The organism is Pseudonocardia cypriaca (genome assembly GCF_006717045.1).
Classification (GTDB): Bacteria; Actinomycetota; Actinomycetes; order Mycobacteriales; family Pseudonocardiaceae; genus Pseudonocardia; species Pseudonocardia cypriaca.
The window spans coordinates 2,850,382-2,870,752 of record NZ_VFPH01000001.1; the positions used below are offsets into that span (position 1 = coordinate 2,850,382).

General features: G+C 73.4%; 13 protein-coding genes. 4 read left to right on the forward strand and 9 right to left on the reverse strand.

Going from position 1 to position 20,371, the window contains the following annotated elements; all coding sequences use genetic code 11:
* The first annotated feature begins 46 nt into the window (after nt 1–46).
* Together FB388_RS13590 and FB388_RS13595 are read left to right on the forward strand one after the other, a co-directional pair.
* Nucleotides 47–4,573 carry a HAMP domain-containing protein gene (locus FB388_RS13590; protein WP_142100885.1) on the forward strand — a complete coding sequence of 1,509 codons (4,527 nt, stop codon included), beginning with the start codon at nt 47–49 and terminating at the stop codon, nt 4,571–4,573.
* Entirely contained in the window at nt 4,570–5,112 is a 543-nt protein-coding gene (locus FB388_RS13595; protein ID WP_211361897.1) for a response regulator, read from the forward strand. Before FB388_RS13590 ends, FB388_RS13595 begins: the two co-directional genes overlap by 4 nt.
* Nucleotides 5,113–5,821: 709 nt before the next feature.
* Here the strand turns inward: FB388_RS13595 and FB388_RS13600 are convergent.
* The 4 genes from FB388_RS13600 to FB388_RS13615 form a co-directional block, all read right to left on the reverse strand.
* A complete protein-coding gene (locus FB388_RS13600; RefSeq protein WP_142100887.1) occupies nt 5,822–6,916 on the reverse strand; it encodes a zinc-binding dehydrogenase in 1,095 nt (364 codons plus the stop codon).
* On the reverse strand, nt 6,913–7,911 hold the full coding sequence (locus tag FB388_RS13605; protein WP_342787895.1) for a Gfo/Idh/MocA family protein: 999 nt from the start codon (nt 7,909–7,911) through the stop codon (nt 6,913–6,915). Before FB388_RS13605 ends, FB388_RS13600 begins: the two co-directional genes overlap by 4 nt.
* A gap of 99 nt (nt 7,912–8,010) precedes the next feature.
* On the reverse strand, nt 8,011–8,184 hold the full coding sequence (locus FB388_RS13610; protein ID WP_142100889.1) for a CsbD family protein: 174 nt from the start codon (nt 8,182–8,184) through the stop codon (nt 8,011–8,013).
* Nucleotides 8,185–8,270: 86 nt separating this feature from the next.
* Nucleotides 8,271–9,323, reverse strand: coding sequence for an AbrB family transcriptional regulator (locus tag FB388_RS13615; RefSeq protein ID WP_142100891.1), 1,053 nt, complete (start codon nt 9,321–9,323; stop codon nt 8,271–8,273).
* 251 nt (nt 9,324–9,574) lie between these two features.
* On the opposite strand from FB388_RS13615, the gene FB388_RS13620 reads away from it, so the two are divergent.
* The gene (locus tag FB388_RS13620) at nt 9,575–9,988 is read left to right on the forward strand and encodes an STAS domain-containing protein (RefSeq protein ID WP_211361899.1); all 414 of its coding nucleotides are present in this window, start codon (nt 9,575–9,577) and stop codon (nt 9,986–9,988) included.
* Nucleotides 9,989–9,997: 9 nt separating this feature from the next.
* Here the strand turns inward: FB388_RS13620 and FB388_RS39910 are convergent, their stop codons facing one another.
* The 5 genes from FB388_RS39910 to FB388_RS13645 form a co-directional block, all read right to left on the reverse strand.
* Nucleotides 9,998–10,738 carry an ATP-binding protein gene (locus FB388_RS39910; RefSeq protein WP_211361900.1) on the reverse strand — a complete coding sequence of 247 codons (741 nt, stop codon included), beginning with the start codon at nt 10,736–10,738 and terminating at the stop codon, nt 9,998–10,000.
* Complete coding sequence (locus FB388_RS13630; RefSeq protein WP_246121893.1) at nt 10,738–12,612, reverse strand: CheR family methyltransferase; 1,875 nt, start codon at nt 12,610–12,612, stop codon at nt 10,738–10,740. The genes FB388_RS39910 and FB388_RS13630 overlap by 1 nt, the downstream gene beginning before the upstream one ends.
* 73 nt (nt 12,613–12,685) lie before the next feature.
* A complete protein-coding gene (locus FB388_RS13635; protein WP_142100895.1) occupies nt 12,686–13,699 on the reverse strand; it encodes a chemotaxis protein CheB in 1,014 nt (337 codons plus the stop codon).
* Nucleotides 13,700–13,744: 45 nt separating this feature from the next.
* Complete coding sequence (locus FB388_RS13640) at nt 13,745–14,749, reverse strand: YihY/virulence factor BrkB family protein (protein WP_142100897.1); 1,005 nt, start codon at nt 14,747–14,749, stop codon at nt 13,745–13,747.
* Between the two features lie 143 nt (nt 14,750–14,892).
* Nucleotides 14,893–19,308 (reverse strand): SpoIIE family protein phosphatase, encoded by a 4,416-nt coding sequence (locus FB388_RS13645; RefSeq protein WP_142100899.1) that lies wholly within the window; start codon nt 19,306–19,308, stop codon nt 14,893–14,895.
* A 137-nt stretch (nt 19,309–19,445) separates the two neighbouring features.
* Here FB388_RS13645 and FB388_RS13650 point away from each other — a divergent pair, with 137 nt between their 5' ends.
* Nucleotides 19,446–20,300, forward strand: a complete 855-nt coding sequence (locus FB388_RS13650; RefSeq protein WP_142100901.1) for an SDR family oxidoreductase — start codon at nt 19,446–19,448, stop codon at nt 20,298–20,300.
* The last annotated feature ends 71 nt before the right edge of the window (nt 20,301–20,371 follow it).

Sequence of the window (20,371 nt, forward strand, 5' to 3'; positions counted from 1 at the left end):
TGCGCCCGTGCCCGGTCGCCGGTCCGAGCAGTGGAGGGACGGCCGAATGACCACTACCCCGCGCCAGAGCACCGAGCCGGCGGGTGCTGCCCCGTCCTCGGGTGCACAGGTGGCGGCCTCGGAGTCGGTGCAGGAGACGGCGCAGGAGTCGGCGCTCCTGCAGGAGCTCGCCGACGTCCTGCACCAGGTGCGGCGCGGACGGTTCGACGTGCGGTTGCCACGGCGGGCGGGTTCACCTGGGGAGCTGGTCGACCAGGTCAACGACCTCGTGGCGCTCCTGGAGCGGCGCAACCGCGACATCCTGCGGATCAGCCGGACGGTCGGCCGCGAGGGCCGGATGTCCGAGCGGCTCAACGAGGAGGCCTACGACGGCGCGTGGGCCCACGGTGTGCAGGCGGTCAACGCGCTGATCGACGACCTCGCCGCACCCACCGCGGAGATCGCCCGCGTGATCGAGGCGGTCGCCGAGGGCGACCTGTCCCAGCACATGGCCCTCGAGATCGAGGGCAGGCCGCTGCGCGGCGAGTTCCGTCGCATCGGCCGCACCGTGAATACGATGGTCGACCAGCTCTCGAGCTTCGCGGACGAGGTCACGCGCGTGGCGCGCGAGGTGGGCACCGAGGGCATGCTCGGCGGGCAGGCCGACGTGCGCGGCGTCGCGGGCACCTGGCGCGCGCTCACCGACTCGGTGAACGCGATGGCGAGCAACCTGACCAACCAGGTCCGCTCGATCTCGAGCGCGGCCACGGCGGTGGCAAAGGGCGACCTCTCCCGCAAGATCACGGTGAGCGCTCGCGGTGAGATCGCCGAGCTCGCCGACACGATCAACTCGCTCACCGACACGCTGCGGTTGTTCGCCGACGAGGTCACCCGCGTCGCTGTCGAGGTCGGCACCGAAGGCAGGCTCGGCGGGCAGGCCACGGTGCCGAACGTGGCCGGCACCTGGAAGAACCTCACCGACGCGGTGAACCTGATGGCGGCCAACCTGACCAACCAGGTGCGCGGCATCGCCCAGGTCGCCGCGGCCGTGAAAAGCGGCGACCTGTCGCAGAAGATCACGGTGGACGCCCGGGGCGAGATCCTCGAGCTGAAGTCGACCGTGAACACGATGGTGGACCAGCTGTCGTCGTTCGCGGACGAGGTCACCCGCGTGGCACGTGAGGTGGGCACCGAGGGCAAGCTGGGTGGTCAGGCCGCCGTTCCCACGGTCTCGGGCACGTGGCGCGACCTCACGGAGAACGTGAACCAGCTGGCGGGGAACCTCACGGCGCAGGTGCGCAACATCGCGCAGGTCACCACCGCGGTGGCCCGCGGTGACCTGTCGCAGAAGATCACGGTGGACGCCCGGGGCGAGATCCTCGAGCTGAAGTCGACCGTGAACACGATGGTGGACCAGCTGTCGTCGTTCGCCGACGAGGTCACGCGTGTGGCGCGCGAGGTGGGCACCGAGGGCAAGCTGGGCGGCCAGGCGGAGGTGCAGGGCGTCGCGGGCACGTGGCGCGACCTCACCGACAACGTCAACTACATGGCGTCGAACCTGACCGACCAGGTCCGCAACATCGCGCAGGTCACCACCGCAGTGGCGCAGGGTGACCTGTCGCAGAAGATCACCGTCGACGCCCGGGGCGAGATCCTGGAGCTGAAGTCGACCGTGAACACGATGGTGGACCAGCTGTCGTCGTTCGCGGACGAGGTCACGCGTGTGGCCCGCGAGGTGGGCACCGAGGGCAAGCTGGGCGGGCAGGCCGAGGTGAAGGGCGTCGCCGGCACGTGGCGTGACCTCACGGAGAACGTGAACCAGCTGGCCGGGAACCTCACGGCGCAGGTGCGCAACATCGCGCAGGTCACCACGGCGGTGGCGCAGGGCGACCTGTCGCAGAAGATCACGGTGGACGCCAAGGGCGAGATCCTCGAGTTCAAGGACACCGTGAACACGATGGTGGACCAGCTCTCGTCGTTCGCGGACGAGGTCACGCGGGTGGCCCGCGAGGTGGGCACCGAGGGCAAGCTGGGCGGGCAGGCCACGGTGAAGGGCGTCGCCGGCACGTGGCGCGACCTCACGGAGAACGTGAACCAGCTGGCCGGGAACCTCACCGCGCAGGTGCGCAACATCGCGCAGGTCACCACGGCGGTCGCGCGGGGCGACCTGTCGCAGAAGATGACGGTCGATGCCCGCGGGGAGATCCTCGACCTCAAGCTGACCGTCAACACGATGGTCGACCAGCTGTCGAGCTTCGCCGACGAGGTCTCGCGCGTGGCGCGCGAGGTGGGCACCGAGGGCAAGCTGGGCGGCCAGGCCGAGGTGAAGGGCGTCGCCGGCACGTGGCGCGGCCTGACGGAGAACGTCAACCAGCTCGCGGCCACCCTCACCACGCAGCTGCGGGCGATCTCGGCGGTCTCCACCGCCGTGGCGAGCGGTGACCTGACCCAGCAGATCACGGTGGCGGCGCGGGGCGAGATCGCCGACCTCAAGGACACGATCAACCAGATGATCGCGGCGCTGCGCGCCACCACCACCGAGAACGCCGACCAGAGCTGGCTGGACTCCAACCTCGTGCGCATCGGCGGGCTCCTGCAGGGGCAGCGCGACCTCAACGAGGTCTGTCAGATGATCATGAACGAGGTCGCCCCGCTGGTGAACGCGCAGGTCGGCGCGTTCTTCCTGGCCGCGGAGCCCTCGATCATCTCCGGGGGCGACCCGGACCGCTGGGTGATGTGCGGCGGCTACGCGATGACGGTGGGTGACCCCCCGCTCTCCTTCGGGCCGGGGGAGGGGCTCGTCGGGCAGGCGGCCGTCACCCGGCAGGTCGTGCTGGTCGAGAACCTCCCGGCGGACTACCTGCCGGTCCGTTCGGCCGTCGGCGCCGCGCCGCCGCGGGCGGTGGTCGTGCTCCCGGTGCAGTTCGAGGGCGAGTGCCTCGGGGTGATCGAGCTGGGGTCGGTGGTGCCCTTCTCGGCGCTGCACCTGACGTTCCTCGAGCGGCTGGTCGCCACCATCGGCGTTGCGATCACGACGATCCGGGCCAACCGCCGCACCGAGGAGCTGCTGTCCCAGTCCCAGGTGCTGGCGATGGAGCTGCAGGACCAGTCGGCCGAGCTGCAGCGCGCCAACGCCGAGCTGGAGGAGAAGGCCGAGCAGCTGTCCCAGCAGAACCGCAACGTCGAGATCAAGAACATGGAGATCGACGCGGCGCGCCGGGGCGTCGAGGAGAAGGCGCAGCAGCTGGCGCTCGCCAGCCAGTACAAGTCGGAGTTCCTGGCCAACATGAGCCACGAGCTGCGCACCCCGCTCAACTCGCTGCTGCTGCTCGCCCGGCTGCTGGCCGACAACCCGAACAACAACCTCACCGAGAAGCAGATCGAGTTCGCCAGCACGATCCACAGCGCCGGCTCGGACCTGCTGCGGCTGATCGACGACATCCTGGACCTGTCCAAGATCGAGTCCGGCCGCGTCGACGTCGATCCGGCACCGGTGAACCTCGCGCAGGTGTGCTCGTCGGTCGAGCAGGCGTTCCGGCCGCAGGCCGAGGAGAAGGGCCTCGAGATGCGGGTCGAGGCGTCGACGGACCTGCCGGCGGCCATCACCACCGACGAGCAGCGGCTGCAGCAGGTGCTGCGCAACCTGCTCGCCAACGCGGTGAAGTTCACCGACTCGGGTCACGTGAGCCTCGGCATCTCCGTCGTGCCGCCTGGCACGCTGCACGGTGTGCCCGCGCTGGACTCGGCGCGCACCGTGATCGCGTTCACGGTGGGGGACACCGGCATCGGGATCCCGCAGGAGAAGCTGGAAATGATCTTCGAGGCGTTCCAGCAGGCCGACGGCACCACGAGCCGCAAGTACGGCGGCACCGGCCTCGGCCTTTCGATCTCCAAGGAGCTCGCGCGGATGCTCGGCGGCAAGATCGAGGTCACCTCCCGGCCCGGGGAGGGATCGGTGTTCACGCTGCTCCTGCCCGACGAGCTGCCCCCGGTCACGGCGGCGGCCGCCCGCATGACGCCCCGCCCGCCGATCCCGGCGCTCGCGCTCCCGGAGTCGACCGTCGAACAGCCGCGCCCGGCCGCGATGTCGAACCCGATCCTGCGCACGGGACCGGGTGGGCCCACCGGCGTGCGCCCCGCGCCGGAGCTCGCCGGTGTCACCGTCCTCATCGTCGACGACGACGTGCGGAACGTGTTCGCGCTCACCAGCGCGCTCGAGCTCCACGGGCTCACCGTGATCTACGCCGACAACGGCGCGGAGGGGATCCGCCTGCTCACCGAGCACCCCGAGATCGACGTCGTGCTGATGGACGCGATGATGCCCGACCTGGACGGCAACGAGACCACCCGACGCATCCGGCGGCTCCCGCAGGGCCGCGACCTGCCGATCGTGTTCCTCACCGCCAAGGCGATGCCGGGCGACCGCGAGTCGAGCCTCGCCGCCGGGGCCACCGACTACGTGACGAAACCGGTGGACCTCGACGAGCTGCTCGCGCTCATGGCGTCGTGGGTCACGCCGCGGCGCGGGCGGACGAGCAGCCCGGGCGGCGGCAGCTTCGGCCCAGGGGTCAGAGCAGCAGGCGGTGGACGGTGATCCGCCAGACCGCGCGCGTGCTCGCGGTGGACGACCGCCGCGAGAACCTGCTCGCCCTGCAGGCCATCCTCGAAGGGCTGCCGATCGAGCTGGTGGCCGTCACGAGCGGTGAGGACGCGCTGAAGCGGCTGCTCGTCGAGGACTACGCCGTGATCCTGCTCGACGCCCACATGCCCGGCATGGACGGCTTCGAGACGGCCGGGCACGTCAAGCAGCGCGAACGCACCCGCCACATCCCGATCCTGTTCCTCACCGCCGTCGACTACGACCCCCACCTCGCATTCCGCGGCTACCAGGCCGGAGCGGTCGACTACATCACCAAGCCGTTCGACCCCTGGGTGCTCCGCTCCAAGGTGGCCGTGTTCGTCGACCTGTGGACCACCCACACCCAGCTCGCCGACCGCGCGGGGGAGGTCGTCGTGCTGCGGAGTGCGATCGACGAGGCACTCGAGCTCTTGGAGAGCGCCGACCCGGCCGACGCGGCCCGCGCCCGTGCCCGGCTGGCCGCGGTGAGAGGTGCGAGGATCAACTCGGCCTAGGGCCGCGTTCCGCGGAACGCGGTGCTCCTGGCGAAGGGTTTGGTGGCGGTCACTTCCACCGGGCCTTCGATGGCGCCACGCCCGTCCCGGCAACCCCTCGCTGGGCCTTCGGTGGCGCCGCGCATTGTGCGGGGCCGCCCCTCACGCCTCAAGGGCGCTGCGCGTCGCTCCGCGATCGCTACCGCGACCCTTGACCCGTGAGCCTCTGCGTCCCCTGAGGGCCCGCTTCGCGGGCAGGCCCGGGCCTGCCCCTTTCGGCGCGCGGCGCCACCGAAGGCCGGTGTCACCACCATGATCAGCGTTTCGGCGCGAAACCCGACGCCCTGCGTCGGAAAACGCACCCAACTGGTGATCTTCGCAGCCCACACACCCGTTCTCCGCTCACGCTGCCCGTCGACCGGTCGCGTGGGCCGACAAGGGTGCGCGAGCACCGACCGGGTGCGCGAGGGCAAGCAGATCGCCGAAACCGGTCTTCTGGCGGCGCCGCGCACCAAGAGGGCAGGCCCTTGGGCCTGCCCGCAAAGCTTGCCCTCAGGGGCCGCAGAGGCTCGCAGGTCAAGGGTCGCGTAGCGATCGCGGAGCGACGCGAAGCGCCCTTGAGCTGTGAGGGGCGGCCTCGCACAATGCGCGGCGCCGCCAGGAGGCCCAGCGAAGGCACACCTTGAGGTAGGAGGCCTTGAGCCAGAAGGCCTTGAGCAGCGGGCACCAGTCAGGCGTCGTCGAACGTCAACACCGCCTGCACCGCGTGGCGGCGGCGGGCTGCCAGGTCGGCGAGGAGTGCGGGGCCCTCCGCGAACGGCACCACGTCGGTGATCATGTGCTTGCGCACGAGGGGGCCCTCGCCGCGCAGCAGTTCGATCGTCTCGGCCGAGAGGCGTTCGCGGTCCCAGGCGTGGGCGGTGCCGCGGGGCACGCGCCCGATCTGGGCGCAGTGGATGGTGAGCCCGTTGTGGTGGAACTCCGCGCCGAGGCGCAGCGGTGAGCCGTCGTCGGTGTAGAAGGCGAGGTCCACGACGGTGCCCTGGGGGCGCAGCAGGCGCAGTGCGGTGGCGAGCGCGGCGGTGCGGCCCCTGCACTGGAAGACGACGTCGGCTCCGCGGTCGCCCGCGCCGTGCCGCCAGCGGGTCTTGAGCAGGACGGCGGGGTCGGCCCGGTCGGGGTCGAGCGCCTCGAGCCCGAGCCCTTCCGCGGCCGCGCGCCGCTGCGGGGTCGGGTCGAGCAGCACCACCTCCGCCGCCCCGTGCCTGCGCGCGAACAGCCCGGTGAGCAGCCCGACGACCCCGCCCCCGACCACCACTACCCGGCGCCCGCGGACGCCGTCGCCGAGGGTTCGGACGTCGGTGCCGCACAGGTCGGCGGCCGCGTGCAGCAGACCGTTGGCGCAGATGGGACCCATGTGGGCCACGTAGATGCCGAGCAGCGGGTCGAGGTCGGAGGGCAGGACGACGATCCGCTCCGCGAGCGGGTCGATGCGGTAGCCGGTGCGGTGGCCGTACGTCGCGGCGACGAGAGCGCCGCGCGGCGGCCCGGTCGCCTCGCTGTCCACGACCCGCGCGACCTCCATGTACCCGAGGCGGGTCACCGGGTAGCCGGTGGCCGGCAGGTCGGTGCGGAACAGTCCCAGCTCGGGGTCGTGGTGGGCGTGCAGCGCGGGGTTCGTGCCGGTGAGGAAGGAGAGCTCGGTGCCGGCCGACACCCCCGAGCACACCGTCGCGAGCCGGACCGGGCCCTCCCCGGCAGGAACCTCCTGCACGGCCGCGTCCCCGGGCCCTCGCACGACGACCGCCCGATCGGTGTCGCTCACCTGACCGGCTCCGCCCGCCCGGACCCGACCGAGCGCGCGAGGGCGCAGGCGAGGCGATGGCTGCGCAGCGCCTCGGCGTGGTCGGGTGCGTCGCGGTCGGGAGGGACGGGAGTGCCGCGCAGCGCGGCGACGAACGCGGCGTCCACCGCGGTGCGGGGCACCATCGCGTCGTACTCGGCGCGGTGGCCCCCCTCGGCCGTGCGCACGTCGAGCCAGTCCTCGCCGACGCCCACGACGACCCCGTCGGCCACGATCTCCAGCCCGGCGCGGTGCTTGGCGTCGAGCACGCAGGTGGTGGCGAAGGTCCCGACGGCACCGTTCGCGAAGCAGAGCAGGGCGCCGGTGGCGGCCTCGACGCCCCCTGGCAGCAGCCCGCCCGCTGCGGCGTGCACCTCGGTGACCTCGCCGACGAGGACGCGGGCCAGGTCCAGCACGTGCACGGCCTGCTCGACGAGCGGCCCGCCGGACCGGGTGCGGTCGGCCCACCACGCCACGGGCGGGGTGCGGTCCAGCCAGGCGCCGGAGACGAGCCGGATGCGCCTGCCGTCGAGCAGCTTCCGGGCCCGCTGCACCGGCTCGGCGCACCGCCAGTGGTGCCCCACCCGCGTCAGGACTCCGGATGTCCCGATGCGCCGCCCCACCCACTCGGCGGTCGGTTGGTCGGAGGCCAGGGGCTTCTCCACGAAGAGCGCCACTCCGGCGGCGGCGACCGCCACCTCGAGCGCGCCGTGCGCGAACGGGGGCACGCACACGTAGACGGCGTCGAGCTGCTCACCGAGCAAGGCATCGAGGTCGGGGACGGCCCGGACACCGTGGGCCTCGGCGAACACCGCCGCGCAGGCCGGGTCGACGTCGGTGGCGGCGACCAGGTGCACCCCGGGCATCCCGCCGAGCACGCGCGCGTGGCGATGGGCCACCCCACCCGTACCGACGAACCCGATGCGGCACGGCGCCACTGCTGTTTCCGGCGGAACTGCGCCACCCGATCCGTCCACGCCACTGAATACCTGCGACGGGAGGGCGCGAAACGGGTCGGAACATGGCCGGGCCCCGGCCGGTCGGGGGACGGCCGGGGCCCGTTGGGAGCGGGTCGGTCAGCGCTTGAAGGCGTCCTTGACCTTCTCACCCGCCTGCTTGAGGTTGCTCTTGGTCTGGTCGCGTTCGCCCTGCGCCTCGAGTTCCTCGTCGTCGGTGGCGCGGCCCACCGTCTCCTTGGCCTTGCCGCCGAGCTCCTCGAGCTTGTTGTCCATCTTGTCGTCGGTACCCACGGTTCCTCCGATCTGTGGTCACTCGCTGGCCGGATTACCCGGGCTCGTGCGACCGAACCCATTTCTTCCGCCGAACGGGTGACAGATCACAGTTCCCCGCGCGGGGCGAGCCGGGCGATGGCCGGTATCACCAGCAACATCAGGATGACGCGCAGCACCTGGACCGCCATGACGAACGTGACGTCGGTGCCTGCCGACACCGCGGTGGCGAGGACGGCGTAGATGCCGCCCGGGGTGGTGGCCAGGTAGCCGTCGAGCGCGCTGGTGCCGGTCGAGGCGGACAGCAGCAGACCCAGCCCCGCGCAGGCGATGATGACGCCCACGATGAGCGCGGCAGCCGGGAGCAGCGCACCGAGCACCGTGCGCAGGCTCTCCCGGGTGAACCGAACGCCCGCCTGCCACCCGATCACCGCGTACGCGACCTCGACCAGCAGCGCGGGCGGCGTGGCGCCGAGGGACCAGCCGGCGAGGTTGAGCGCGATGGCGACCACCATCGGCCCGAGCAGCGCACCGGCAGGCACCCGCGCGAGCCGCGCCAGCACCGTCCCGGCCACCGCGCACACCGCGACGTACCCGATGTCGACGAGGAGGGGTGCGGAGCCGGACGCGTCCGGTCCGGGTCCCGCGGCCGCGCCGAACCCGATCGCCGCGACCACCGGCATGGTGGCGGTGACCATCCCGACGCGGAGGTACTGGACGACCGCGACGGTGCGGTCGTCGCCCCCGAGATCGCGGCTCACCGCCACCAGCCCCGACGCGCCGCCCGCAGTGAGCGCGAGCATCCCGGTGAGCGGGGACACGCCGCGCCGCAGCCCCAGCAGCAGGCCGGCGGCCATGCTGACCGCGAGCGTCGCGACGCACACGAGCAGCACCTGCACCCACTGCCCGGCGAGGCCCGCGAGCGTGCCGGGCTGGGCGAGCACGCCGATGACCACGCCGATGACGGCCTGCGCCGCAGCGGTCAGCGGGCGTGGCACGGCCACCGGCAGCCCGCCCAGTGCGAGGGCAGTGGCGACCAGCAGCCCGGCGAACAGCGCTGGCGACGGCACGCCGAGCGGTGTCATCGCGGCGGTACCCCCGGCCGTGAGCACGATCAGCAGGGTCCACCGGGCCCATGCCGGCGGCGTTCGCGATCCCATCGCGCCCGATTCTCACCGCATGCCCGGGAAGGTGACGGGGGAGGGGCGCCGGCCCGTCTCCTCGTCGGAGCGGCGTCACCCCGTTGTCCAAGATCGACCCTTCCGGGTGGGCGCGACCTCTTGCGGGTACGTTGCCGGGGGTGCACTGTGGATGAGGCGTCGTCGACGCCGCGTGATGGATCAGCCGGGTCGAGATCGGGCCGGCCCCCTGCATTGGAGCCGAGCGGATCCCTGCACGAGAGCGAAACGGGATGACCTACGGGTACGAGCACATCGAGCGCGGCGGCGGTGAGAGCATGCCGATCGTGCCGCGTCGGGACCTGCTGCGGGTCGACGTCCGCGAGTCCGAGTCCGGGGTGCTGGTGCTCGCGCCGATTGGCGAGGTCGACGTCTCCACCGCGGACCTGCTCCGCGACGCCACCCGCGCAGCCGTGGAGGCCGCCCCGCGCTGCCTCGTGATCGACCTCGCCGGCCTCACGTTCTGCGGATCCACCGGGCTGGTCGTGCTGATGGACGCGCGCCGGGACGCCGAGGCCGCCGGCGTGCAGTTCGGCACGGCGTCCGGGCCGCCGATCGTGCGCCGGGTCCTGGAGATCACGCAGCTCGGGCCCGTCCTGCACCATTGCGAGACGGTCGACGCGGCCCTCCAGGAGCTGAACGCCTGACGATCGGCGTCACGCGGTCAGCGGGATCACCGCCCACGCGGTCTTGCCGTCGGGGTGCCGGTGCACGCCCCATTCGGAGGAGACCATCGCGACGAGGTGCAGCCCGCGCCCGGCCGGCTTTTCGAAGTCAACCGGCCGGGTCCGCAGGTCGTGTCCGGGGGCGTAGTCGCGCACCCCGATGCGCAGCCCGCTCTCGTCGACGGCCACGGTCACCCGGCACGAGCTGCGGGCGTGCTGCACGGCATTGCTGACGAGTTCGCTCACGACGAGCGCGGCGGCGTCCTCGGCCACGGTGACCGACCAGTCCGCGCAGGCCTCGCGCACCAGGGCTCGCGCCACGGCGGGCGCGGCGAGGTCCGCCGGCAGGTCCCGGTGCCTGGCCACCCGATCCGGCCTGCGGAACAGGTGTGACCGGGCGTGCGCGGGGTCGTCGACCAGCGGGACGGAGCGGTGGATCCGCAGTGCGCGCAGCCGGTCGGCGAAGGCGGCCCCGGCACCGGTGAGGACGAGACGCGCGGTGGGCCAGCCGCCTGCCGCCGCGAGCGCGGAGGGGAAGACCTCGGCGGCGGGGTCCCACCCGAGCGCGGTGTCGGTCAGGTCGACGACCACGGCCGCGTGGTCCTGGAGCAGCTTGCCCAGGACCCTGCGGACACGGGGCACCGTGCGAAGGGAGAGCCGGCCGCGCAGGCGGAGCAGATCGTGGTCGGGGAACTCCTCGACCTCGGTCCACAAGCCCGCGACGACCGTCATCAGTCCCCGCCCGGCTCGCTCGGCTCGTCCCCGTCGGCGCGGTCGTCCTGCTCCATCATCAGGATCACCCCGCCCGGCCGGCCGTCGTAGTTCGCGAGCGGGCTCCCGAGCACCCGGACGCTGATCCGGCGGCCGCGGCGGTTCACCGCCGGCAGCGCGAGCTCCTGCGGCCCGGGCTCGCCGCCGAGGGCGCGGCGGATCATCGGCGCGAGCTGTTCCAGCGGTAGCCCGATGTCGAGCGTGAGGAAGTGCTGCCCGATCGTCTCCTCGGGCCGCAGGCCCCAGAGGTCCTGGGCCTCCTGGTTCCACACCCGCACAGCCAGGTCAGGGGCGAGCACGACAACGCCCGCGCGCATCCCGGTGAGGATCGCCTCGAGGAAGGCGTTCGCCTCGTCGACCTGCGCGCTGCGGTCCTGCAGCTCGTCGTTGATCGCCTGGAGCTCGTCGTTGGTGGACTGGAGCTCCTCGTTCATCGTCTCGAGCTCCTCGTTGGTCGACTGGAGCTCCTCGTTGGTCGTCTCCAGCTCCTCCACCGTCGACTGGAGCTCCTCGTTCGTGGTCTCGAGCTCCTCGTTCGTGGACTGGAGCTCTTCGTACGCCGTCTCCAGCTGTCGGTGGGTGGCCTCCAGCTCGACCTGCAGCCGCCGGGCCTCCGTGACGTCGTTGAACACGACGGTGACGCCGAGCACCTCGGAGTCGCGGCCGACGAGCGGGCTCACGTGCACCTCGAGCGTGAGCGGCTCCCCGCCCCGGTGGAGCACCGCGTCGCCCGCGTGCACGGTGCGCCGGTCCGCCTGCGCCTGCTCGATGCTGCGGCGCAGCTCGAGGGGCCGGTAGGACACGTCCAGGTCGCGGAACGGCCGTCCCTTGTCCCGGACCGACACGCCCAGCAGCATCTCCGCCTGGTGGTTGACCATGACCACGGCCCCGTCGGCTGCGATGACGACCTGGGCCACCGGGCCTGCGAGCAACGCCTCGTCCCGGATCCGGTCCTCGACGCTCCGAGCGGCCGGGGGACCGACCGGGAGGGGGTCCGCCGAGAGGGCCACACCGTTGGACCCGACGCGCGCCACCTTGCGGAACACGCGGTGCTTGAGGTCGACGGGGGCGAACAGCCCGCCGTGGCTGAGCAGCATCTCGGCCTTGCCGAGGAAGAGGGCTCCTTCTGCGGTGAGCGCGAAGTGGAAACGGGTGAGGATGCGCGCCTGGGTCTCCGCGGTGAGGTACATGAGCGTGTTGCGGCAGACGAGCAGGTCGACGCGGGAGATCGGGGCGTCCTGCACGAGGTCGTTGCGCCCGAAGATGACCGATCGACGCAGGTCCTTGCGGAACGTGTAGGTCTGACCGTGGCGCTCGAAGTAGCGCTCCAGCAGCCCCGGCGGGACGCCGCGGACCTCGCGCTCGTCGTAGGCGGCGTGCCGGGCCTGGGTGAGGCCCTCCTCGTCGACGTCCGTGGCGTAGATCTTCACGCGCTCGCGGAACTCGGCGATGCCCATCAGCTCGGCCAGCAGCATGGCGAGCGTGTACGCCTCCTGCCCCGACGCGCAGCCCGCGCTCCACAGGCGGATCGGCTCGTGCGGGCCCTTCCCCGTGAGGAGCCCGGGCAGCACATGCGTGCGCAGGAACTCCCACGCCTCCGCGTCGCGGAAGAACCCGGTGACGTTGATGAGGATCGTGTTGAAGAGAGCGGTGAACTCCTCGCCGTGCATCTCGAGGTAGTCGAGGTACTCGGAGTAGTCGTCGACCCGGACCTGCGTCATCCGCCGATCGACCCGGCGCGAGAGGCTCGAGCGCTTGTAACCCGTGAAGTCGAACCCGCGGTTGTCCCGCAGGTGCACCAGGAGCGTCTCGAACGCGGGGTCGGGCTCAGCCACGCCCACAGCATCCCGCCTCACGGCCGCGCGCAACACACGGGGCGGCGTATTCCTCCTCGCGCCGGGGGAGGGATCACTCCTCGATCGCTCCACCGTCCTGCTCCCGTTCCGCCCAGCCGTCCTCGACCAGGTGGCGCAGCTGCTGCGCCTGGCCCCTCGTGCGAGCAGCGCGCAGTGCATACGCCGCTGCGGAGCGCGTGCGCCCGTGTTCGTGGGCGGCCGAGGCGAGCCGCTCCACGAGGTCCGCCTTCTCCTCGAGCGCTCGCACCGCGGCCCAGAGCGCCTCGTCCACCGCGCGGGCCTGAGCCACCTCCAGGGCGCCGGGTGACCAGGCGTGCCCGACCCGGCAGCGGAACCGCGGCGCGGGCATGCCCGGCAGCTCGAACAGCACGCCGTGGCAGTCCGGGCAGCTGAACGCCGACGGCGTGGCGCCGTCCAGGGTGTCGGTGGTGGGCACGCCCGTCGCGGCGATCCGCGTCTCGGCGCGCAGCAGCTCGTCGTCCTCGACGGGGGCCGCTGCCACCGGCCGGCTCACCAGCTCACCGAGCACCGGCCCGATCTTCGTGGCGGGGTGGACGAGCGCACCGGGTACCTGGGCGAGCGCGCTGGCCGGCATCGCCGCGTGGAGGGCGTCGTCGGGTTCCTGCACGACCGGCGTGCCGCCCCGCGCGGCGATGACCGCCAACCCGGCGGTGCCGTCGTCGCGCGTGCCGGAGAGCACCACTCCGATGGCGTCGGGTCCGTACGAGAGCGCCGCCGAGCGGAACAGCGGGTCGATGGCCGGCCGGTGGCCGTTCTCGCTCGGCCCGGTGGAGAGCTGCAGGTGTCCGTCGACGACCAGGACGTGGTGGTCGGCCGGCGCCGTGTAGACGACACCGGGGCGCAGCAGGGCGCCCTGCTCGGCGGGAACGGCGGGCAGTGGCCCCGCGCGGTCCAGGATCCCGGGCAGCGCGCTCGGCGAGCCGCGGGGGATGTGCAGCACCACGACCACGGACGCGGCGAAATCCGGCGGGAGTCCCGCGACGACCGCGCGCAAGGCTTCGACGCCGCCCGCGGACGCGCCCATCACGATCAACCGCCGGCCCATGCCGGGTGACTACCCCCCGCACCGCGCCGCGACACCCGAGGACGGTCAGTGCTGGTCGACCACCTCGTCCGCGGCGACGGCCCGCCGCTCGCCCATCGGCACCGGTTCGCCGCGGGTGGTGTCGCGCTCGGTCTGCCGCTCGGCCTCGGCGTTGATCTCCGCGCCGAGCAGCACGACGTAGCTGGTGAGGTACAGCCACAGCAGCAGCACGATGACACCGGCGAGCGTCCCGTAGGTGCGGTTGTAGCTGCCGAAGTTGTCGACGTAGAGGCTGAACGCGGCGCTGCCGGCCACCCACAGCAGGGTGGCGACGACAGCGCCGGTGCTCGCCCAGCGGATGCGCGGGGCGTCGCGGTCGGGGGCGACCCGGTAGACGACGGCGAGCGAGACGATCACCACGGCGATCAGCAGGGCCCACCGCACCACCTGCGCGAGCACGGTTGCCACCGGCCCGAGCGGGAGCGCGTCGAGCAGGGCCGGGACGACCGCCACGAGCGCGAGGGTGATCAGCACGAAGACGATGGCGCCGAGCGTGAGCAGGAGTGCCGTGCCCCGCAGCTTCAGGAAACCGCGGGTCTCGTCCTCGTCGTAGGCGAGGTTGATCGCCTGGATGAGGTTCCCGGTGCCGCTGGACGCCGACCAGATGGCCGCCAGCAGCGACACGACCAGCCCGATGCCGAGCGCGCCGTCGCTGCTCGCGACGACGGAGCGGAGCTGGTCGACGATCAGCGGCTGCGCCTCCCGCGGCAGCGTCGCGGCGAGCGTCTCCACCTGCTGGGCCACCTGGCTTGGGTCGGCGACGAGCCCGTAGAGGGTGAGCCCGGCGATCAGGGCCGGGAAGACGGCGAGGAAGGCGAAGAAGGCCACCCCGCCTGCGAGCATCGGGACGTGGTCGGCCTTGCTCTCCGCGAAGGCCCTCCGGGTGACCTGCCACCACCCGCGCGGCGGGATCTGCGTGGGGGTCTCGGCCTCATGGCCCGGCGGGCCGGCTGAGGGGGACTCGACGGTCTGGGCCCGGGCGGCCTGCTGTGATCCGGGCTGCTGGGACACGCTGTGCTCCTGGGGCGCCGGGGAAGGGGACGTCAACCCCGCGGGTGCCCGCCGGTCCCGCGGTCAACCCTCTTGTTCGGCCCGGCTCCCGGGATGCGTCGGACGGCCGCCTCCGCGTGGACCGCCCGGCAGACCGAACTCGGCTAACCGGCGGCGCCGTCCCCGGCACGGGGCGGGGGTCCTTCGCCGTCGAGCACCTCGAGCAGGCCGTCGACGCCGCTGAGGGCGAGCGCCCGGCGCACCACGTCGCCGGGGGAGACCAGTAGGCGCAGCCGCCCGCCCGAGGCGCGCACCCGCCGGTCGGCCTCCACGAGGAGCGCGACGCCCGCGCTCGCGAGGTAGGTGGTGGCGCGCAGGTCCACGGTGAGGGCACGTCCGGTGCCGGCGCAGGCCAGCAGCTCGTCGCCGACGCCCCGCACCCCGGCGAGGTCCAGCTCGCCGTGGATCTCCACGGTGCCCGCACCGCCGTCCTCGGCGCCGCCGACGATCCGCAGGGACGCGGGGCCGGGAGTGACCGGCGCGGCGGGGCCGGCCGGGTCCGCGGGCGCGGCCGGAGCGCTGGACGGCGGCAGCGTGAACCGCACCTCGGTGCCCTCGGGTCCGTGGTGCAGCCGCATCCCGTTGCTGATGTCGCGGATCAGCTCCAGGCCGCGGCCGCGGTAGCCCTTCTCCTCGGGGATGGGCCGCCAGCTGCCCTCGTCGCGGACGTGCGCGTCGATCGCTCCGTCGGGATCGCGCGCCAGCTCGACCGACATCGAGCCGGGCGCGCGGCCGCGGTAGGCGTGCTCGACGGCGTTGGCGGCCGCCTCGCCGATGGCGAGCTGCAGGTCGTAGACGTCGTCCTCCGCCAGGCCCGCCGCCGCCGCCCACGCGAGGACGGCGGCCCGCAGCTCCCGCAGCACCGCGGCCTCCGCGGGAAGCACCAGCCGCAGCGGGGCAGGTACGAGGCGAGCCACGATGAGGGCGACGTCGTCGGCCGGGTCCGGCTCCCCGGTCATCGCGCCGCTCGTGGCGCTCCCGTCGAGCGCGGCGGTCAGGAGCGCGTCGGTCAGCGCTTCGGGGGCGAGGGCGTGGTGGCGCGCCGCGATGGTCGCGAGCCGGTCGATCCCGTCGTCGACGAGCTCGCCGCGCCGCTCGACGAGGCCGTCGGTGTAGAGCACGATGCTCTCGCCCGGGGCGATCGTCGCCGCGCCTGCGGAGTACGCGGGACGGGCGCGGACTCCGAGCACCGTGCCGGTGGCGTCGTCGAGCTTGCGGCAGCCGTTCGGCCCGGCCACGAGCGGCGGCGGGTGGCCCGCGCGGGCCCACACCAGGTCGCCGGTCTCCGGGTCGAGCACCAGGCACGCGACGGTGCTGCCGGTGGCGCCGGGCACGCGGCCCGCGAAGCGGTCGAGCCGTTCGAGGGCCTGCTCCGGGTCGTGGCCCTCGAGCAGGTAACCCGACAGCGCGCTGCGCAGCTGCCCCATGATCGCGGCGGCGCGCGCGCCCTGGCCGACGACGTCGCCGACGGCGATCGCGACGCGGCCGCCGTCGAGCGGCAGCACGTCGTACCAGTCGCCGCCCGCCTGGCTGCCGCGCGCGCCGGGCAGGTAGCGGGATGCCAGCGGCAGGCGGTCCAGCCGGGGGAGGGTCGGCGGGAGGAGGCTCTTCTGGAGCGTCTCGGCGATCACCCGGCGCTCGTCGGCCGCGGCGGCCCGCTCGAACGCAGGCGCGGCCTGGGCGACGAGGGCGAGCACGAAGTCGCGCTCGTCGGCGAGGAAGGTCCGCTCCGTGGGGAAGGAGAGGCCGATCGCGCCGACCACCCTGCCGACGGCCGCGAGCGGCAACGCCGCCCCCGCGTGCCGGTTTCCGGCCACCGCCAGCTCGAGGAGATCCGGCCAATCGCGCGCCCACTCGTCCCGGTTGCGGATCCAGACCGCTTCGCCGGTGCGCGCGGCCACGGCGATCGGCATCCCGTCGTCGAACCGCAGCACGCCGTACGCGCCGAGCACCGGCTCCGAGTAGCCGGCGGCGTGCACGAGCCGCAGGCCGCGCTCGGGGTCGGCGAGGTACACGCTCACTGCCGAGGCGCCGAGGAAGTCGGGCAACCGCGCGACGAGCAGCCGGGCGGCCTCCAGGACGCTCCCCGCGGAGGCCAGGTCGGCGCTCACCTGCTGCAACCGCCGCTCCCGGGTGCGCCTGCGGTCGGCGGCGAGCATCATCGACGCCCGCCTGCCCAGCTCGGCGGCGAGGTCGAGCTCCGCGGGGTGGTAGTAGCGGCTCCCGTCGAGGTTGAGGAATGCGAGCACGCCCGCCACCTCGTCGCCGACGACGAGCGGGACCAACAGCGCGTTGCTCGCCCCCAGCGCGATCCAGGCCCGCGCCTCCGCGTCGTCGGCAACCGCCGACCGGATCAGCTCCTCGGTGATCGGCACGACCACGGGGGCCCCGGGTGCGAGCGCCTCCGTGAGCGACGGGGGCAGCCTCATGACCGTGCGCGTGCACAGCACCTCGGCGATGCCCGGATGGTCGTGCTCCACGGCTGCGCGGTGGAGCAGGCCGTCGGGGCCGACGAGCGCGACGACGGCCGCGTCGCCGAGCTCGCGCACGACGAGCCGCGCCAGGTCGCGGAGCCGGTCCTCGGCGCTGCCCTCCTGCGTGACCAGCCGTCCGGTATCGGCCAGCAGCGCGGCCGAGCGCTCGGCGCGCTTCTGCTCGGTGACGTCGACGGTGAGGCCCTGCGCGGCCACGGGGGTGCCGTCCAGCCCGGTGACCACGTGGACCACCTGGTGCAGCCACAGCACCCGGCCGTCGATCGCGACGGCCCGGTAGGTGAGGTCGTGGTCGAGGCCGGCGGCCGTGCGGTCGCCGGTGTAGGCGAGCGCCTCGTCCCGGTCGTCGGGGTGGATCATCGTGGGCCAGAAGTCCGGGTCGTCGCACCAGCGGGCCGCTGGATGGCCGAGCAGCTCCTCGGCGCGGTCCGAGACGAAGGTGAACCGGAGACCGCCCCGGCCGTCCGGGCCACCGTCCCGGCGCCACTCGGCCTCCCACACGATCGCCGCGAGCCCCTGCACCATGGCGCGCAGCCGGGCCGCGGCCGCCTCCGACGCCTTGCGCGCGGCGTGCTCGGTGGCGACGTCCCGGCGGACCTGCTCGGCGCGGCGCTCCTCGGTGATGTCGGCCGTTGTGGCGAGGAAACCGGTGATCTCGCCCGCCGGGTCGCGCAGCGGCCGCGCCGACGTCCGGACCTCCCGCACTGCGTCGTCGGCGGCGATGATCCGGTAGGTGGACTCCCAGACCGTGCCGTGGCGCACCGCGGCGGCCCACCCGGCCGCGGCGCCCTCGCGGTCGTCGGGATGCACCTGGTCGGTCCAGCCCGCGCCGGTGAGCTCCGCGGCGGGCCGGCCCCACAGCTGCGCGATCTGCTCGTTGACGAACGTGGTGGTGCCGCGGCGGTCGGCGACCCAGATCCCCACCGGGGCCTGCGTGACGAGCGTGCGGTAGCGCTCGCGTTCCTGGAACAGCGCGCTGCTGAGGGCCTCGTCCGCCGCGTCCCCGCCGCGGCGAGCGGCGTCCAGGGTCTCGTCGAGGGCGCTCGCGTCGGCCAGCGCTGCCGACACCAGGTTCTCGACGGAGTGCAGGAACCCGAGCTGGTCGTCGTCGAGCGGGCGGTACGGGTTGACGCCGAGGACGAGAGCCCCCGCGGGGGCGCCGGCTCCGAGCGGCAGCACCACCGCCGCGTCCGGGGGCAGGTCCCCGAGCTCGTGGGTGGCCGGGAACGCGCCGGGAACGGCGTTCCGCAGCCCGCAGACCACCACCTCCTGCCCGGTGCGCAGCACGTGCGCCAGCGCCGACCCCGACCCGTCGGGCGCGGGCAGCGGGGGCAGCCCCTGCGGGAGGCCGTGCGCGGCAGCCATCCGCAGCTCGTCGCCGCCGTCCGGAACGGGACGGCAGACGGCGGCGAAGGGGATGTCCTGCGGGTTGAGCGCGAGCGCGTCGAGCGCGGCGACCGCGACGTGCTCGACCACCCGGCCGGCCGGCGCGATGCGCACGGCGGAAAGATCACTCAGCGCGCGCAGCGTCTCGCGCCTGCGGGCGCCCACCACCCGCTCCGTGGTCTCGGTGCTGGTCGTGAGCACCGCGAGCACGTCGCCGTCCTCGCCGCGGACGGGGGAGTGCGTCAACGTCCAGTGCGTCTCCTCCGGGGCGTTCCCGCGGTGCATGACCAGCGGCTGCTCGTCCACCCGGACGCCCGTACCGGTCTCGAACACCCGCGCCACGGCCGGCCCGACCACCGGCCAGATCTCCGCGAACCCGACGGCGCCGGGCCGGCCGAGCGCCGCGGGGTGGGCGCGGCCGGCGAGCGCGGCGAAGGCGTCGTTGTAGAGCGCGACGAGCTCGGGTCCGACCCACAGCAGCATCGGCTGCGGTGACTGCAACACGATTCCGGTGGCGGTGCGGAGCGGGCCCGGCCACGCCGGCGGCGGACCGATGGGGCCCGCGGCCCAGTCGTACGCCCCGATCAGCCTGCCCAGCTCGCCGCCTGTGGCGAGGAAGGGGAGCGCGCGGGCGGCGGTCACGCGGGAAAGTCTATGCAGGTCCCGGATCCCGCTGCCCGATGAGCACCCGGCGCGCCGCGGCGGCCGCGTTTGGTCGCCGTGGCGGTGGGCACCTCGCACGAACCCGAGAGTGGAACTCGAGATCGACGAGGAGCGAGATGCCCGAGGAGAGCCTTCCCCCGCAGCAGCAGACCCCGCCCGGCGACACCGGTGAGATGGCGCCCGAACCCCGCGACGAGATGCGGGCCTGGACCGGCCGCGACCTGCTCGCGGGCAAGGTCGCGCTCGTCACGGGCGGTGACTCGGGCATCGGGCGCGCCGTGTGCGTCGCGTTCGCCAAGGAGGGCGCCGACGTCGCGCTGGCCTACCTTTCCGAGGACGCGGACGCCGAGCACACCGCGAAGCTCGTCGAGGGAGCGGGCAGGCGGTGCCTGCTGCTGCGCGGTGACCTCGCCGACCCCGCTCACTGCGTCGACGTCGTCGAACGCACGGTGGCCGAGCTGGGCCGGCTCGACGTGCTGGTGAACAACGTGGCGACGCAGACGCCCGTCGACTCCCCCGAGGAGATCAGCGACGAGCAGTGGACGCACACGTTCGACGTCAACATCCACAGCTACTTCCGCGTGACGAAGGCCGCGCTGCCGCACCTGCGGGAGGGCAGCGCGATCATCAACACCAGCTCGGTGAACGGCCTTCGGGGCAACAAGAGCCTGATCGACTACTCGGCGACGAAGGGCGCGATCAACGCCCTGACCTACTCGCTGGCGCAGGCCCTGGTCGAGAAGGGCATCCGGGTCAACTGCGTGGCGCCCGGGCCGGTGTGGACGCCGCTCATCCCCGCGACCATGCCGGAGGGGAAGGTCGAGTCGTTCGGGCAGCAGGTACCGATGGGGCGGGCCGCCGACCCGGACGAGATCGCCCCGTCGTACGTGTTCTTCGCCGCCGGGCAGCTCTCGAGCTACTACACGGGTGAGGTGCTCGCGCCCATCGGCGGGGAGACGATGCCCGGCTGACCGTGCCGCGCCGAGGGAGAAGTTCAGGAAAGCCACGTTCAGGAACCGCAAGGCCCTGAACGTGGCTTTCC

Coding starts and splice junctions, on each gene's coding strand:
- FB388_RS13615 (WP_142100891.1), bottom strand. CDS start 9,323: ATGGGATCGCGAACGCCGCCGGCATGGGCCCGGTGGACCCTGCTGATC.
- FB388_RS13650 (WP_142100901.1), top strand. CDS start 19,446: ATGCCCGAGGAGAGCCTTCCCCCGCAGCAGCAGACCCCGCCCGGCGAC.
- FB388_RS13635 (WP_142100895.1), bottom strand. CDS start 13,699: ATGGGCCGGCGGTTGATCGTGATGGGCGCGTCCGCGGGCGGCGTCGAA.
- FB388_RS13620 (WP_211361899.1), top strand. CDS start 9,575: ATGACCTACGGGTACGAGCACATCGAGCGCGGCGGCGGTGAGAGCATG.
- FB388_RS39910 (WP_211361900.1), bottom strand. CDS start 10,738: ATGACGGTCGTCGCGGGCTTGTGGACCGAGGTCGAGGAGTTCCCCGAC.
- FB388_RS13590 (WP_142100885.1), top strand. CDS start 47: ATGACCACTACCCCGCGCCAGAGCACCGAGCCGGCGGGTGCTGCCCCG.